Annotated in this window: 13 protein-coding genes; 10 read left to right on the forward strand and 3 right to left on the reverse strand. The window is 46.8% G+C overall.

Annotated elements, in window-relative coordinates:
* Positions 1–5: 5 nt before the first annotated feature.
* Together MUK70_RS08220 and MUK70_RS08225 are read right to left on the reverse strand one after the other, a co-directional pair.
* On the reverse strand, positions 6–731 hold the full coding sequence (locus tag MUK70_RS08220; protein WP_234655931.1) for a 3-keto-disaccharide hydrolase: 726 nt from the start codon (positions 729–731) through the stop codon (positions 6–8).
* 93 nt (positions 732–824) lie between these two features.
* Positions 825–2,531 (reverse strand): FAD/NAD(P)-binding protein, encoded by a 1,707-nt coding sequence (locus tag MUK70_RS08225; protein WP_234655930.1) that lies wholly within the window; start codon positions 2,529–2,531, stop codon positions 825–827.
* A gap of 146 nt (positions 2,532–2,677) precedes the next feature.
* Here MUK70_RS08225 and MUK70_RS08230 point away from each other — a divergent pair, with 146 nt between their 5' ends.
* Positions 2,678–3,472, forward strand: a complete 795-nt coding sequence (locus tag MUK70_RS08230; RefSeq protein ID WP_234655929.1) for an MOSC domain-containing protein — start codon at positions 2,678–2,680, stop codon at positions 3,470–3,472.
* Here the strand turns inward: MUK70_RS08230 and MUK70_RS08235 are convergent.
* A complete protein-coding gene (locus tag MUK70_RS08235) occupies positions 3,469–4,734 on the reverse strand; it encodes an MFS transporter (protein WP_234655928.1) in 1,266 nt (421 codons plus the stop codon). The two genes, MUK70_RS08230 and MUK70_RS08235, sit on opposite strands and share 4 nt — an antisense overlap.
* Before the next feature lie 179 nt (positions 4,735–4,913).
* Here MUK70_RS08235 and MUK70_RS08240 point away from each other — a divergent pair, with 179 nt between their 5' ends.
* The 9 genes from MUK70_RS08240 (at position 4,914) to MUK70_RS08280 (ending at position 17,385) form a co-directional block, all read left to right on the forward strand.
* Positions 4,914–5,720 carry a hypothetical protein gene (locus MUK70_RS08240; RefSeq protein ID WP_234606885.1) on the forward strand — a complete coding sequence of 269 codons (807 nt, stop codon included), beginning with the start codon at positions 4,914–4,916 and terminating at the stop codon, positions 5,718–5,720.
* Positions 5,721–5,781: 61 nt separating this feature from the next.
* Positions 5,782–7,590: a DUF1420 family protein gene (locus MUK70_RS08245; RefSeq protein ID WP_234655927.1), complete on the forward strand. Its 1,809-nt coding sequence runs from the start codon at positions 5,782–5,784 to the stop codon at positions 7,588–7,590.
* Positions 7,591–7,690: 100 nt separating this feature from the next.
* Complete coding sequence (locus MUK70_RS08250) at positions 7,691–8,413, forward strand: LytR/AlgR family response regulator transcription factor (RefSeq protein ID WP_234655926.1); 723 nt, start codon at positions 7,691–7,693, stop codon at positions 8,411–8,413.
* A 2-nt stretch (positions 8,414–8,415) separates the two neighbouring features.
* Positions 8,416–10,518: a tetratricopeptide repeat-containing sensor histidine kinase gene (locus tag MUK70_RS08255; protein WP_234655925.1), complete on the forward strand. Its 2,103-nt coding sequence runs from the start codon at positions 8,416–8,418 to the stop codon at positions 10,516–10,518.
* 144 nt (positions 10,519–10,662) lie between these two features.
* Positions 10,663–11,202, forward strand: a complete 540-nt coding sequence (locus MUK70_RS08260; RefSeq protein WP_234655924.1) for a hypothetical protein — start codon at positions 10,663–10,665, stop codon at positions 11,200–11,202.
* Between the two features lie 208 nt (positions 11,203–11,410).
* Positions 11,411–12,454: a sensor histidine kinase gene (locus tag MUK70_RS08265; protein ID WP_234655923.1), complete on the forward strand. Its 1,044-nt coding sequence runs from the start codon at positions 11,411–11,413 to the stop codon at positions 12,452–12,454.
* A gap of 143 nt (positions 12,455–12,597) precedes the next feature.
* Positions 12,598–13,707, forward strand: a complete 1,110-nt coding sequence (locus MUK70_RS08270; protein ID WP_234655922.1) for a sensor histidine kinase — start codon at positions 12,598–12,600, stop codon at positions 13,705–13,707.
* Positions 13,708–13,718: 11 nt separating this feature from the next.
* Positions 13,719–14,501: a LytR/AlgR family response regulator transcription factor gene (locus MUK70_RS08275; protein WP_234606878.1), complete on the forward strand. Its 783-nt coding sequence runs from the start codon at positions 13,719–13,721 to the stop codon at positions 14,499–14,501.
* A 58-nt stretch (positions 14,502–14,559) separates the two neighbouring features.
* The gene (locus tag MUK70_RS08280) at positions 14,560–17,385 is read left to right on the forward strand and encodes a PQQ-dependent sugar dehydrogenase (RefSeq protein WP_234655921.1); all 2,826 of its coding nucleotides are present in this window, start codon (positions 14,560–14,562) and stop codon (positions 17,383–17,385) included.
* The last annotated feature ends 4 nt before the right edge of the window (positions 17,386–17,389 follow it).

Consider the following 17,389-nt stretch of genomic DNA (forward strand, 5'->3'; position numbering starts at 1 on the left):
CGAGTTTAAAGCTTGCGAAGCTTAATGTTGCGATACCAGACTGTGCTTCCCCAATCCTGCAATCCGATTCTTCCGGCATACGAGCCTTTGGAAATGGGTGCCGCTTTAAATCCGCTGCCGGCTACTTTTTGCTTCCAGTCAGCGCTGTTGAGGTCATGCTCCTGCACCATGAATTCGTTTTGGTAAACGGTAAGCTTGCCCTTTTTTACAATAAAATGGATCTTGTTCCATTCACCTTCCGGGTTTCCTTCCCTCAGTCGCGCATTGGCTATGCCGAAAAAGTCGCTCGCACGGTGGGTATTTTCTCTGGCGCCCTCATAAATTTTGTCATCGATCACCTGCAATTCAAGGCCGGTGTCATGCATGTTCTTATATTTTGGGGATTCTGTTACAAAAAAGAAAATGCCGCTGTTGGCATATTTGCTCACTTTCCATTCTGCTTTAAACTCAAAATCACCACTCACAACCTCATCGATTACAATGTCGCCCCCATTTTTGGCCTTGTTTCCGGCACGCTCCGGAACATTCAATTTGATTGCGCCCTGGTCTACAACCCAGGCGGAACCAACTTCCTTACCGCCATATGCATGCCAGCCTTTGAAGTCTTTTCCGTCGAATAAAAGTTTCCAGCCATCCTTCTTTTCAGTGGCGGAAAGCGTGTTAAGCGCTTGTGCATTTGCACATACAAAAGCAAAGTTCAACAGCAGGGCGAGTATGGCAGGTCGGAACATTTTAGATTTGGGTTTATTGAGAACAAGCATTGATCGTTCTCAAAATACTTATTTGTCAAAAAAATTGTTTGTTAAACCAGTCTGAGACACACGCTAATCTTCCAAAATACTGCCTACTATGGTTAATGAAGCCTGTTCGCAGAAATCCAGTCCAGAATAATCCGGGTTGTAACCCCCGATATAAGGAACAGCCATAATGTAAATGCGGTGATTAATGTCCCCTGAACGTGAAATAACCTGGAAATTATCAGTGATCGCTATGCCGGGCACTTTGAGGAAAAAATCTTCCCTCCCAGTTTGTTCAACGTCCTTATTACCGCTTGCAACCGCCTCTCCGCCCGCTTGGGAGGATCTGAATTTCAAATGCGCCGGCCGCACAGTGCCGTTTGCAATGAGGCTTTTAAACGGAAAACTCTCAAAAGGTAAATGTGGCTGGCCAATGCAGTCCACAAATGTGTTGTAATAAACCGCTTTGGCTTCCCCGGAATGATCGGTATAGCGATAAGTGACTCCACCTTTGCTTTCCGGATCTACCTCACTATCATCTCCTACGGAAACGATTTCCAGCTTTCCGGCATCGTCCAGCGCCAGCATTTCCTTGGCAGAGCTCTGAGGCACAAACGCAATGACAATTGAAATGAGCGGCATCAAAACCTTTTGCAATCTCAAACGGTCCTCAGCCGACATATATTTGGCAGGATAATTTAGCACATAACTCAAAACCGCCAGAATCTCCTTCCAATGAATGGATTTCTCGCTCCTGATCGACTTTTCAGCTTCCGCATATTCTCTTCTGAAAAGCGCGAACGGCTCCATTTTTTCGCGCAATCCCATCATCATTTCCACAAACTCCTCAATGCTTTGATCTTTAATGCGTTCGTAAAATTCAGGATCTTTTTCCCGAAACAGATCTATAAAGGCCTTTTCAAAAATATAATCCAGTTGCAGGAAACCATCATTTGCCTGTCTGTTCTCCTCAATTTCATCTTCCGTCAACAATGCCTCATCAGACAGCAGCGGGTCCTCCAAATGGAAGCGAATGGCAGGCAAAAGCCCGTTCCTGGAATGCATAACCAGCTTAAAATCGGGGCTTTCTTCCGAAGGGACAAACACAACCGTTCCATCTTCTTCCGTATGAAATGCCCCATTATTCCGGGCCAGTGTACGCATGGCATCTATGGCGGTTAATGATGACCCTCTGATCGCAACCGGATGATTGAGTTGCAATTTCAGCTTGGCAGGAGGATACGGCGAATCAAAATAGCCGGGTATGGTTCCCTCGTGTTTCACCGGCCAGTTGTGCCCGGTGCAAATCACCACACGATTAAAACGCGACACTCCTGATGTCTCAATTGTAATATCCACCTTTTTTTCGCCGGGAACATCCGTGATGTCAATCACCCTGCAACCAGTGTGAACATGCGTCTGCAAGCCCAGCCTTTCTGCCTTTTTTAATAACAGATCAAATTGTGCGGACAGATATTGACCAAACAATAGCCTGGGCAACACTTTATATTCATTAAACCCGTCCCGGTCCACCCCAAACCGGGTGAGCACATCCTCGGGCACGGTCTGGATCCATTCTTCGATAGAGGTTACAATCTCTGGGATTTCGTTATCTGAAACGTTGGTAACATGCTCTTGGTTAGAGCCTTGATAACTGTAAGGCATTCCTGCGCCCAGCAGTTTCTTACTTTCAAAAATGTGTATTTCAAGGTCTTTCTGACCAGCTTCTACAAATCTTTTTAAGACAAATAATGCACTTGGGCCACCGCCTAGGATGGCAATACGGGTCTTCAATGCTTTACAGAATGTTAAGTGTAATTAATCCGATTCCTTTTTCTGAATATAATAAACAATTGTACCAATATTATTCTGGGAATGGTTTTTTAACCAAATCAAATCATTGTACCGAATTTCAGACCAAACACCACAATCTCCCGCCAATGTTTTTATCAGAAATATGGGTTTATCCTGTAAAGTCCCTCGGGGGAATCCGTTTGAAAGAATCGCTTGCCGAAGAACGTGGTTTGCAATATGACCGGCGCTGGCTGATAGTAGATGAAAAAGGCACTTTTCTTACCCAGCGAACCAACGCACAAATGACTTTGCTGGATGTTGCGTTTTCAGAGGATGGCTTGTTGATTTCCCATCGTTATGATCCTGTCAACCAAATCCTTGTCCCTTTCGAACGGGAAAATGACGATGAGATTGAAGTAAAAATATGGAGTGATCGGGTTTTGGCAAGAACAATTTCAAACCTGGCAGATGAATGGTTGAGTGAACGGCTCGGCAAGATTGTGCGCATTGTAGAAATGACTCCTGAAACGCAGCGTCCAATGAACCCTGCTTATGCAGGGACAGGTCACACGGTTAGCTTTGCGGACGATTTCCCATTTCTTCTCATATCCCAGGCCTCACTGGACCATTTAAACAGCAAACTTTCTCAATCCGTTGAAATGAAGCGCTTTCGGCCAAATTTCGTTGTTGCGGGCACTACTCCTTTTGAGGAAGACTCGTGGAAAACCATAACGATCGGAAATACAAGCTTCCAGGTGGCCAAGCCTTGCGAGCGCTGCATAATGGTCAACATTGACCCTAAAACGGGCATAAAAAGTCCTGAGACGCTGAAAGCATTGTCAACTTACCGAAAAGAAGGAAAGGATATATTTTTCGGGCAAAATGTCGTCGGGCTGGAAAGTGGCATTGTGCGGGAAGGCGATCACATTACACTGCATTAAATCGCTGCAACCTTCCTTTTTTCAGGTGCCGGTATCACAATCAATGTGATCATAGTAGCCAGGACCAGCGCGCCGGACATGAGTGTATAGGATGCATTGAAATTTCCCGTTTCACTATTAAGATAACCTACCAGATAAGAGCCTGCAAAAGATCCCAACGCGCCCAGACTGTTGATCAGTCCGATCGCCCCGCCGATCACATTTTTTGGCAAAACATCGGCAATAGCAGCGAAAAATGGGCCATATGGTGTATATAACGCACCTCCCGCAATAACAAGCAACCCATAAGAAAGCCAGAACTTGTCCGGGCCAAGCCACACCGTAGCATATAAACAGATAGCGGCAATCAGTAGGAACGGCCAGATAAACAGCTTCCTGTTGCCCGATTTGTCCGAAAAGTAAGACGCGCTCAGCATTCCTATCACTGCGAGCAAATAAGGAACAGACGATAACCAGCCCGTGGTGACCATACTCATGTCCGGTGCAGCCTTAATGATAGACGGCAGCCACATGACGAATCCATAAACACCAACGCTCCACAAAAGATATTGAAGCGACAGCAAAATCACTTTCCTGGACTTGAAAGCCTCCGCATAATTCTTGACAGGTTTTATGCCCACCTGTTCTTCCTGCAAACGTTTTTCCAATTCCTTTTTCTCCTCGTCCGAAAGCCATTTAGCTTCCATAGGGCGTTCATCAATGAGTTTCCACCAGATAAAAGCCCAAAGAATTCCCGGTAACCCCTGAATGATAAACATCCATCGCCAGCCCATTGAATCAATGAGATAACCGGATAAAACCGACATCCAAAGAACCGTAACCGGGTTTCCGAGGATCAGGAATGTGTTGGCCCGCGAGCGTTCTTCTTTGGTGAACCATTGGCTCAGCAAAATAAGCATTGCAGGCATCACAGCGCTTTCTACCACACCGAGCATGAAGCGGATCACGATCAGCGTGGTGGTGTCGTTTACCATTCCCGTGGCCGCTGCCAATGCGCCCCAGCAGATCAATGAAATGAAAATCAACTTTTTGGCTGCCTTATGCGCTGCATATTGAGCTCCGGGGATCTGGAAAAAGAAATAACCCAGAAAGAAAAGCGAACTGAGTAATGTGGATGTGTTAGGGGTAATGTTCAAATCTCCGGCCATACCGCCGGCAACCGCAAAACCGAAGTTGGCCCTGTCCAGGTAAGCAAGACTATATGTTACAAAAACAACCGGAATGATCCGATACCATCTTATCTGGGCCAATTGTGGTTTCATGCGTTTGTAAATCCTGGCTTAAACAATTTTCATAAATAGTGGTAAGGCATCAAATGAAGGATTATACTATTTTTATCGTCTTCGTCACATTTCGCATGCCCGGGAATGGTATATCAATGTGCGTTCCCGCTTTGATAATCAATTGTGTATTAACTTCATCAAGCAAGATCCCGCAGCCAATGAAACAACTTGTACTTGTCGTATTTACATTGATTTTCCTGGCCTGCAAAGACAAAGATGCGGACAAAGTACCGCTGGGAAGCGAGGGGTGCCTGCTCACCAGCTATGTTACGGACACCACAGGCAGCGGGGCGAAAATGGAGATCAACTATAATAAACAAAACCTCATCACCGGCACCACATACGCATATACAGGCTATTTTGGAGACACAACCAAAATAACAAGCACGATCAGCTACTATTACAATGAGGAGAAACCCTCCGCTATCAGCAACTCAGATAATGAAAATGTCATCCGATTTGAATACGCAGACAATGGCCTTTTGTCCAGTAAAACCTGGTACGAAAAGAAAACACTTCCAAGGCAAAGGGTAAATGTTGAATGGGCAAATGGTAACATGGCCCGGGTTAAAAGAAGCCTTTTCGAGCGCACCGGTAATGCGGATGATCCGAAAAGTTACGTAGAGAAAGAATACGATCGGATAGAACTGGAAATCGATGCCAAAGGAAACCTCGTAACATTAAAAAGATATTCGCCTAAAAGTGAGCTGATCACAGTGAACGAATATCAATATGACAACAATCCTAACCCATTCAAAAGGCTATATACAATCCAGGGCGCCTTTTTTGATGATCAGGAACATTTACTTTCCACCAATAATCGAACAAAAGTCACCATCACTTATCCCGCCAATGGAAAGGTTACCGTATTGGATTACACATTCAAATACGACGCGGGCGGCTATCCGAAAGACGGATTTTATTCCAATCGCAGGGCGCTGGATATGCAGTATAAATGTCGGTAACGGTGGCATATATCAATTTGCCCCGGTAAAGCATTAATCCTATCTTGCCTCAAAAATCACTATGAATTCGTTGAGCGGCTATTTTATCTCTTCACCTCTCTCCGTTTTACTTACTCTGAGCCTGGGAACGAGTTTGGCGATTATCAGCAACGATATAGGAAAGCGGCTTTTCAAAACTGCTGAACCAGTCCAAAGCGCGCTTTATTTCTTTGCAGGGCTCCTCGCGCTTTCCTGGCTGATCTGGCTGATCGGCCTTTTTGGACTCGTTTCAGTATTTTTACTAAAAGTGATTTTCTGGGGAATCGTTCTTTGTGGCATGTTCATTGTTGTGCGCCGGAGAGCGGATTTTGGGGGCTTTGTAAGAGAGAAATTAGCGGTTTTCCGAGCGCTGCAATCTTTTGAATTCATCACAGCATGGGTCCTGATTGCCGTCCTGGGTAGCTATTTCCTGCTTTCCCTCACCGTCCCGACAGATTCCGATTCATTAAATTATCATCTTGCGCTGCCTGTCGAAATCTTGCAGAAAGGAAGCCTCTGGTTTAACCGTGACCATCTGCATTACAGGCTGGCAGGGTTCGGGGAGATGATTAATTTGCTGGGCGTTGCGAACGGTTGCCCGCAACTTGGCGCATTTATTCAAATGGTCGCGCTGCTTTATACAATGCGCGCGCTTTCGGCAAGGTTCGTACCCGGGCAAAAACTGGCCGTTTCCGTATTTCTTGCAGCAATCCCTACATTATTGTTTCTCTTGCCAAATCAAAAACATCAGCTGACAGGCATTCTTTGTACAACGGTTTGCTTCCTTTTTATAAGCAATTCCGGGCATTCCACGCTGGCGCGCATTCGTTTGCTAATGCTGGCCATTTTGTTTGCTGCGGGTTTAAAATACTCGTTCCTGATCAGCATTGCGGCGCTGGTTGTTTTGTTTGTAATGAAGCGGCCGAAAAACATTTTGCTATCAACCGTCGCAGCCAACTTCGCATTCCTTACATTATTAATCCTTGGGCCGCAGTTGCTTTTCAGGTGGGTTCACTTTGGTGATCCCCTGTCCCCGCTGCTGGAAGGCTTTTTTTCTGAGCCTGACCCGGTTATCCAAAGATTTCACCATTATATCAAAAATTTCCGCGAGTCGTCATTTCCCTTTCCTGCAAACCTGTTACTAACTGACAGCATCGGGAAAGTCTCGGCCATACTGGGCTCAGGCATCATTATTTTTGGGTTTTTACCGTTCCTTTTCAGAACCGCCAAAGCTGAAATCGCCAGCATTTTGTTTTTGCTCGTAGCCATTTCCATTGGAAGCCAGCTGTCATCACGGTTTCTTATGGAGCCGCTTTTATGGACAATTCCCCTGTTTATCACCGCTTATGGCCAGGCAACAAATTTCAAATACTTCAACTGGCTGATGCGGGCGCAATTGTTTTGCATGGTGCCGTTTGTAACAATCGGGTTATTCGCACTAGCGCCTTCCCTTTTTTCCGACAACCTGAGAACCACCGTCTTGATGAATTCTGCAAACGGGTATGCAGAAAGCGTCTGGCTTAACGAAAAGCTGCCGGCTGACGCAAATATAGCCACCACCAGCCGCTCGCGGGCCTTCCTTCCCCGACCCTTTTTCCCCTGGGAATATCTGGTTTTTACCTCAACGAACGAACCCGCGGAAGTGGAGGCGCTGCGCAAAAAACTAGCTAAATATCAAGTACATTACATTGTTTTACCAAAAACGGGTGGCGAGCAGTTACAAAGTGCCACCCATGCCACATTAACATTCGGGCCGAAAAGATTCCCGCTCGCCACCAGAAATCCGCGGAACCGGACTGCTTATCAGATCGCTATATTCAAGACAGACTCCGCTGCCATCCTGAAAAACTGAATGGTGGAAGCCACCGTTTTATATTGAATCGCCTTTTTACTTAGCGGATATCGGCAGAGAATCCTTTTGCATATATTGAAGATCATTTACTAAATCTTTTATGACCGCCAGTTCGCTTCCCGGGATCCGTTTTATTGCGATTGACGATAATCCGCTCGATTTGCTTTTCATTTCCGAATTCGCAAAAGCATTTCCCTTTCTGCAAAACTGCGGCACATTTGCCAATGCGCTGGAAGGTTATGAAGCGCAGCAATATATCAAGCCCGATCTTGTTTTTCTGGACATTGAAATGCCCGGTTTTACGGGTTTGGAGCTTTTAAGGAAGATCAGGAATGAAGTTGATATCGCCGTTTTCATTACATCTCATCACGAGTTTGCCATTGAAGGTTACGAGCTTTCCGCATTAGATTATATCCTGAAACCATTAACCGAGGCGCGTTTTCAGGAAACGGCACGGAGAATTCGCGAATATGCGCTAATGAAACATCGTGCCGAGGCTTATGAAGTGCTTTTTGGGGATGATACACTTACCATTAAGGAAGGTCATAATCAGGTTAAATTGTCTCAGAAGGACATTATTTATCTGGAAGCGATGCAGGATTATACCAAGATTATCACACAGCAAAAAAATTACGTCACCTTGTCCACGCTGACGTGCTTCATGGAGCAACTTCCGTCGGACCGCTTTATGCGTATACACCGCAGCTACGCCGTCTCTTTGAACCAAATTAAGGAGCTGCGGCATTCAGAGGTGGTTTGTAATAATACCGTCATCCCCGTTGGCAAAACATATCGATCAGCAATTGCAAAGCTCCGACTTTGACTATGAAGCAGATTTTACTGGTTTTCGTTTTCACTAATGTCTTCATAATAAACATTCATGCGCAGGCTGTTCCTGACCTATCCCGCTATAAAACCAATCGGGATAAACTGGAAGCGCTTGCGGACTTATGCGATTCTCTGGCGGCGCACGAAGAGGTGGAGCGGGAAAAAGTGGTGTCAAAATACGCGCTGAAAATCGCGCCGGCCAACGACTGGTATTACCGCTCTATTTTTTATTACAATCTGGGCTTCGCATTTGAAAGCTCCGATCCCGACAGCTCGATCTATTTTCACGAAAAATCACTCGCGGACGCGCGTAAGGGCAAGTTGTCCGTTCGCATCCTCATTTCTTTACAGCGGCTACTATATTCATACTCCAACACGGCCGGCCACACGCACAAGAGCGAAGGGGCCCTCAAGGAAATGCTGGCCAGCATTGATACAACCAAAAACGAACGCGATAAAGCTTCACTTTATGCCACGATCGGAAATTACTATTTTGTGAAAGGGCAATATAACACGCAGATCAATTATTTGCTGAAAGGCATCGCCATTAAAAAGAAACTGATCCGGGATGGGGTGATTAAAGACAGGGAAGATGTGGCGGTAGACCTGCTGAGCTTGTCAGAGCTTTACATTGATATGGCGCAGGGCGAAAAAGGGCTTTATTACGGTAAGGAGGCCAGAAATTACATTGTCGCACATAAGCCTTATCTGAACCATTACTACAAGGATATGGCGGACGTTTACATATTACTGAAGCAACCGGGGAACGCGAAAATCTATTACGACAGCCTGGCTGGAATGATCACACCCGACAACCAGAGTGCAGGCCGCCGAACCAACAAAATCGCATCGGACCTCACATTTGCTGATTTTTACCTGTCGGCCAATAAGCTGGACAGCGCCGCCATTTTCATCAAGCGCGCCAATGATCTGGCGCCGAAATGGGCGAATGAATTTTTAATGTCACAGGTCGATTTCATGACGGGAACATTGTACATGGGGCAAAAGAAATATGCGAAGGCACTGCCTGTTTTGAAGGCGGCGGAACCAAACAGCGCTGCACTGGGGCTGGAAATCCACGCTGCCCTTTTACAATCACTCGCCAAATGCTATGCTGCGAACGGTCAGTGGCAGCAGGCGTTTGCATACTACGACAAATATGCGCCGATCCGCGATTCGCTCTATCTGGAATCGTCCCGAAAAAGCATTGCGGACGCCGAGGCGCAATATCAGAACAAAGACAAGCAGCAGCAGATCGAAGTGAAAAATATTCAGATCGATAAGACAAAAAAGCAGCTTATATGGCTCATTTCAGGGCTGTTGCTGCTCGCGTTATCGTTGGTTCTACTTGGTGTTATTTACAGGAATAAGCGAAAAAACGCTGAAATCCTGGATCGCAAAAACAAGGAACTCGCTAAGCTGATTGCTGAGTTGGAAGAAGCCAACAGCACGAAGGCCAAGCTTTTCAGCATTATCAGCCACGATCTGCGCTCACCAATCAGCCAGGTTTACCAATTCCTGAAATTGCAGCAGCTCAATCCCAAGCTGCTTTCCGAAGTCCAGAAAGCCGAACTCAGTGAAAAAATCCAAACTGCCACGGGTTCGCTCCTGGAAACAATGGAGGACCTGCTATTGTGGTCAAAAACCCAGATGAACCAGTTTCAAGCCGACATCCAGCCCGTGGACGTTTCCCTGGTCGCCTTGCAGAGCTTGAAGTTGCTGCAACTGAACGTCGATGCTAAAAACCTTCAAATTGAAAATAACATCCCGGCGCAGACCATTGTAAAAACCGACCCCAACTATCTGCAAGCGATTGTCAGAAACCTGCTCCAAAATGCCGTAAAGGCTTCGGAAGAAAACGGATCGATAAGACTCGGCATGTCGCGGGAATCAAATCAGCTCACGCTGTTTATCGAAAACGAAGGCAAAGCATTCAGCCAGGCCGATTACCTGGAAATCCTCTCTCAGAAAGACGCCGGAAAAGGGCTTTCCGGACTGGGTCTAAGATTGGTAGATGACCTGTCTGTGAAAACGGGGTTGAAAATAAGGTTTGAAAATCCCGGCGGGATGATAACGCGAAGCTTGATTGTATTTACCTAGGAATTGCATTTGTTTCCGGCGCGGATGAATTTCTAATGGTAACTTCATTGTAATGGCCGGACAGAAACAGGACGGTTACCAAGCAAAATACTTCACACATACTAGCACGTGGATTTCTTACGTTGAAAGGCAAAACCCTGCTCAGTGTCCGCCAGACTCATTTTACTTTTCATTCTCAATACATCCCTCACTGCCGCGCAGCCACATTACACACGTATACGCGGCGCATTCGGCGTGGAAATGTTTGGGATTGCTCCAAAGGGCGCTTTTACGGCCGAGGCCGCATTTGGTTATTCCAAAATTTCGTTCTGGAATATTCAGGCCGGGATAGGCGCTGTCGCTGAGCGGGATTTTCGGAGCCCCGCTTTTTCAGCTGCATTAACCCATTGCTTTATTTTGAACCCGTATAAACGCCGGTCCTGCATCCCACAGCCGGGTTACCGCAACATTGAAACCTATTTTGAGGCAGGTCTGGGGTCCTTTTTCGTTGACCTATACGACCGCGGCCTGCATGGCGGAACCAACGGACAGCGCCTCATCACACCAGCAGGCATTGCCGGACTACGCATCAACCTGGTAACCGACCGTTGGATTTACATTTTGAAACTAAGATACACCCCGCCACTCATAGCCAACCCGCTCGCTTCCTATGCGGGTGCAGGGGTCGCCTTGGGCTGGCGTTGAACAGGTTGGTGCGTCTTCCTGAGCGGGAAATTTAACTGCAACAAGCCGATATTATGAGACCAAAGCCGTGGAAGCGAGCGTTACGCGGCGTTCATGTAGTTATTACGGAAAGATGCAAATGATCTAAAAAACATCAGCGGACTGATCAGTAATTATTTCGGGTTCGTTATTTTTGGTTTTATCTTCCAAACCCTCTTCCGCACAAATTGTGAGGCCGCGCTTTTTTTCGAGATACGAATGGTGGTATCATCTGTTCATGATGCCCGTGTTCTGTATTGTCGGTAATTATTATTTCATCGGCACTTCCTATTTTCAGGAATTTTCGGTTTTCGTTAAAGCCACGCTGCTCGTTTTGGCGCTATACTGGTTTGCGATCGCCTCGCTGACGATTGTGATCCGGTGGATCATCGCACGCTTTCCCAATGTGGACCAGACTAGACCCCGTTTGATAGCCATGTTGCTGGCCGTGGGGTTGCTTACAATGGTGCTGGCTGCTTTTGATGTTTGGGCATACAGCGTTACCCCGGGGCTTGAAGTGCAGTTTGTTTGGGAAAATATCTGGCCTATTATGATCCTGGGCGCATTCTTTGATGTTTTCCTTTGCGCTTTGCTCGGTCTTTTTTATTCTTTGGAACAATGGAAGAAAAACCAGGCTGAAAGTGAAAGGCTGGAACGTGAATCATTGCAGCATCAGTTCGATGCCCTCAAAGGACAGGTTAACCCGCATTTTTTGTTCAACAGCCTGAACACGCTTTCTGCCCTGATCAGCGATGACCAGGACAAGGCGGAAGAATTTGTGGAAGATCTTGCCAAAATCTACCGTTACATTTTACAGGCTTCCAAAACGGAACTCGTTCCGGTCCAGGCTGAATTTGCTTTTCTGCACACCTATGCGCGGCTGTTAGGCGCACGTTATGGCGAGAGCCTGCAAATTGTTGAGCCGGATCCGTATTCGGGTGAACTGCTTGTTCCGCCGCTGGTTTTGCAGGTGTTGATCGATAATGCGATCAAATTCAATACAATGACGAAAGCGAAGCCACTGATCATTAAGGTGGAAATTGCTTTTAGCCAGCGTATAATGGTCCGGAACAATATTCAGAGCAAAGTGCGGGCCATGGGGACGGATCAGGGCGGCCTTGGCGGACTTCGGGTCAAATATCACGCGCTGAGCAACCGGGAGATTCGTGTGGAGGAGACAGCGGAGCATTTTACGGTCACGGTGCCATTATTGTCCGGCCGGGTGAGAGCCTGATTTTAGTATTCCGGATTCTGAACAATTCATGCATTTATTCATTCAATTGATACAAATAACATTCCTGCTTTTTTATTACGCTGTTATACTTTTGAATTCATCAACAAACTGAGATCGCGGCCGACGTAACGGGCCGACAAAACATGGCGAAGGGAAAAGGGATAGCGGGAATGTCAGGGATAATAAACCCGAAAAGCCGGTGGTCGTACGCGCTGACTATGCCGGTTTTCCTGGTGTTTTTCAATTATCTCATGGTCGGCCCCGGTTTTATCAGCAACTGGAAGATTTTTACAGGAAGCACATTGTTGAACGGTTTTCTGCTGACGATCACGTTTTTTATTCAAACTGAGATCAACAACAATATTGCCCAGCGTTACCCTAGACTGGATCAGACATTAAGGCGCATTTTGGTCTCCATAGCTGCACACGCGGCCCTTTCCGGTGTTTTTTTGATGTTCATAGCCTGGCTTTACATTGGCTTCGGGCTCTTCGGCTCTACACTCACAGTTCCGCGTATCCTGACCATTTACCTGGTCAATGTGGGTGCCATTATGCTGGTCATGGGAATCCAGGAGACGATTAATGCGATTGGCAGATGGAAACACCATGAAGTGAACCGTGAAAGATTGATGAAGGAGAACGTGAACGTGCAACTGGAAAGTTTGAAAGCGCAGGTCAGCCCGCATTTCCTGTTTAATACACTAAATTCATTGTCAACGCTGATCGCCGAAGATCCGCAAAAAGCAGAGCAGTTTGTGGACGAAATGGCGCGGGTCTATCGCTATTTATTACAAACCAATCACGCCTCCCTGGATGACAGCGATTTGAGCCAGCTGACGACTCTGCAAAAGGAGCTCTCTTTCATCGAATCTTACGGACATCTCTTAAAAACACGATACGGCGACGGAATGAAGCTTTATGTGCATGTGGAGAAACATTTGCTTAACCGCCGGATCCCACCATTAACATTGCAATTACTCGTCGAAAATGCCGTGAAGCACAATGTAATCCGCGCCAGCCGACCGCTTACGATTTTTATATTGAGCACGCAGGAAGGAAATCTGATGGTGCGCAATAATTTGCAGAAGAAAACACTGACCGCCGGTGCCGAAAACCTGGAATCGACCGGCGTGGGACTTGTGAACATTATCACCAAATACAAGCTGCTCAACGAACAGCAAAAGGATATTTCACAGCCCGTAGTAGAAAGCAATCATGAATTTTTTACAGTAATCCTCCCATTAATAGCCTGAAATATAACACTATGGATGCACTGATCGTTGAAGACGAAGATCTGTCTGTCAGAAGACTAAGAAAATTATTGAATGAAACTGCGCCCGCTTTGCTGATCACCGGCGTTACGGACAGCATTGAAGAAACCGTAGAATGGATTAAAAGCAACCGGAAGGCTGGTAACGCAGACCCGGACCTGATTTTTCTGGATATTGAACTTTCCGACGGGCAAAGTTTCGAGATATTTAACCGTGTGCAGGTGACCAGCACGATCATTTTCACGACCTCTTATGATGAGTACGCATTGCAGGCTTTTAAGCTGAACAGCATTGATTATCTGCTCAAACCGGTCCACCGCGACGATTTGCAGCGCGCACTTCAAAAATATGAAAACATGCGTGCACAGCCGGGTGAAGAGTCGCTGGAAGGGATCAGGAAATTATTGGAAGGTTTTCAAAAAAGCAGCAAAAAAGAATACAGGCAACGCTTTTTGGTAAAACAGGGACAAAAAATGCTGTCCATAGAGGTGAGTGAAATCGCTTACTTTTTCACAGAAGAGCGTTACAGCTTTTTTGTTACCGATTCCAACCAGAAACTCCTGGTGGATTACACATTGGACGAGCTTGCCGATGTGCTGGACCCCGCCAAATTTTTCCGCATTAACCGTGGCATGATGGTCACCCACAAATCGGTGGATAAAATAGATCCGTATTTCGGGAGCCGGCTTTCGCTGAGCCTGCGGCCTTTGCACAATAAGGAGGCGCTGGTAAGCCGGGAAAAAGTGGGCGATTTCAAGCATTGGATGGGAAAATGAGGAATGAGAATTTTTAACGATAATTTGTTATATTTCCAGTAAACTATTGTTTCTGTTTATGACAAACCTATCCCCCCGTTTCCAGCGAATTTCGCGCGTCTTCAAAAACACCGCCAAACTTCCCGCTCTTTTGCTGATCGCCGCATTTACGATCCAGGACAATCCGCCCAAACCCGACGAAAGCCGTTTCACACCCATTGTGGTAGCCGACAACCTGGACGAACCCATGGTTTTTGAAGTGCTTCCGGACGGTTCAGCTTACATTATTGAAAGAAAAGGTGCATTAAAGAAATACAATGCGTCCACCCAGTCCACCAATCTGATCGCCATGATTCCCGTTAACACCAAATATGTTAGCAAGGAAGGCGTTTCGAGGGAAGCTGAGGAGGGATTAATGGGTTTCACCATGGATCCGAACTTTGAGAAAAATCATTGGGTTTATCTTTACTATGCGCATCCAACAGAGAAAAAACACATTCTCTCACGCTACGAACTACGCGACGACCAGCTGGTTGAAAACTCCAAGAAAGATGTGATCGAAGTGGTGACACAGCGTGAAGTATGCTGCCACACTGGCGGCGGAATGACCTGGGACAAAGCTGGTAACCTGTATTTAACTGTCGGCAACAACACAGGAAACCAGAAAGCTGCTCAGACAGACGAACGGGAAGGACGCGCCAGCTGGGACGACCAGGGACATGCGGGCAATACAAACGATTTGAGGGGAAAAATCTTGAAAATACATCCCGAACCCGACGGCTCGTACACCATTCCCGAGGGCAACCTGTACCCGAAAGGAACTGCAAAAACACGTCCGGAAATTTATTCCATGGGCCATCGGAACCCTTGGCGCATTGCTGTGGACAGCAAAACCGGCTATTTGTACTGGGGTGAAGTGGGACCGGATGCCAGCGAGGATTCGGAAATCGGGCCGAGAGGTTACGATGAACTGAACCAGGCCAGAAAGCCCGGAAACTTTGGCTGGCCGTGGTTTGTAGGTGATGATCAGGCATTTCCGGTGTATGACTATGCTGCCAATAAGCCTTTGGCCAAAAAAGACCCTAAAAATCTGGTCAACAATTCACCGAATAATACGGGGTTGAAAGAGCTCATACCCACCGCGCCCAGCTTTATTTACTATCCTTACGGCATTTCCGAGAAATTCCCGGCAGTGGGATCCGGTTCAAGGAGTGCAACAGGCGGACCTGTTTACCACCGCTCCGATTTTAAAGCGCCCAAAAGACCCTGGCCAGCTTATTACGAGAACAAATGGATAGCAGCCGACTTTTCGCGAGGCTGGATTATGGCTATTTCCATGAACGAAAATGGAGATTACCAGTCCATGGAACGCGTGTTGCCTGCTTACCACCCGGTGCAGCCGATTGACATTAAATTCGGGCCTTCGGGTGATTTATATGTACTTGAATATGGCAGTAACTGGTTCAGAAAGAGCGAAAATTCGAGGCTTATACGCATTGAGTACAATGGCGGCAACCGCAAGCCGATCGTGCAGGTTTCGACGGACAAAAAGGGAGGAACCGTCCCGTTCCAGGCAAAGCTTTCCTCGGCAGGAACCAAGGATTTTGACGGGGACAAACTCAAATACAGCTGGAAAATCACAGGCAACAGCGGCGCAGCCCGGACATTCGCTACGGCTGAACCTAATGTAACATTTGATAAACCCGGCGTTTACACGGCAAGCCTGACTGTAACAGACGCAAAAGGTGCTTCCAATTCTCAATCTTTGAAAATCATCGCCGGCAATGAGCCGCCCAAAGTTGCAGTAAACCTGGAAGGCAATAAAACATTCTTTTTCCCTGGAAAACCCATTCCCTACTCCATCGATGTAACGGACAAGGAAGACGGAAGTTTGCTGGAAGGAAAGATCAAGCCGGAAGAAATTGCAGTAAGCATTGATTACGCTTCAGAAGGCTTTGATTATGCGGAAGTTATTCAAAGCCAGCGCAGTGTGGATGCGAGCACGCAGTTTGCGGTTGCCCAGGTTTTGATAGGGAAAAGTGACTGTAAGGTTTGCCATCAGCTGGATGCAAAATCCGTAGGACCTTCGTTTGCAGACATTTCCAATAAATACAAAGGCAAGCCGGGTGTAACGGAAAAACTGGTTGAGAAGATTTTGAAAGGCGGATCGGGCGTTTGGGGCGAAGTTGCTATGGCCGCTCATCCTGCGTTACCCGTTGCTGATGCGGAGACCATTGTAAAATACATTCTCAACAGCACAGATAAAACGCTGAGCACGTTGCCGGTAAAGGGCGAGTATACACCCAAAATTCCTGCACAGGATAATGGAAAAGGTTCTGTTTTGATCAGGGCGGCGTTTACAGACCGGTCAATGAGCGGAAACAAAGCCATTCCGGCGCAAACGACGGAAGAAATGATCGTGCTCAGAAGCCCGGAACTAAATGCGGCCGAAGCGCCCATCGTGCAAGGGGCGGATATGAAAGCATTGGGAACCGCTGGTTTAGGTTTCAGTGTCGTGGCTTTTGCAAACAGTTTCCTGGCATTTAAAGAAACAGATCTGACAGATATTAAAGCCCTTGAGCTTAACGCTGCGGCGCAGAAACGCGAAGGCGCAATGGGTGGCAAAATCGAGATCAGGCTTGATTCACCAACCGGAACGCTGGTAGGCGAGCAGCAAGTTGAAGTAGCGCCGGAGGTTGATATGGCCAAGTTAATGGCGGAAATGGAGAGCCAGAAAAAGCCTGGGGAAACGGTAAAACCGCCCCGTCGCCCTTCACGGGCACCCGTTTTGGTGAACATTAAACCAACAACAGGCAAACACGATATTTATATAATATTCAAAAACGAGACTGCAAAGCCGATTGAACCTCTGATGACGCTTTCCAAAGTTACTTTCAAGCAGTAAGGAT

Origin of the sequence: Dyadobacter chenwenxiniae (genome assembly GCF_022869785.1) — a bacterium.
Classification (GTDB): domain Bacteria; phylum Bacteroidota; class Bacteroidia; order Cytophagales; family Spirosomataceae; genus Dyadobacter; species Dyadobacter chenwenxiniae.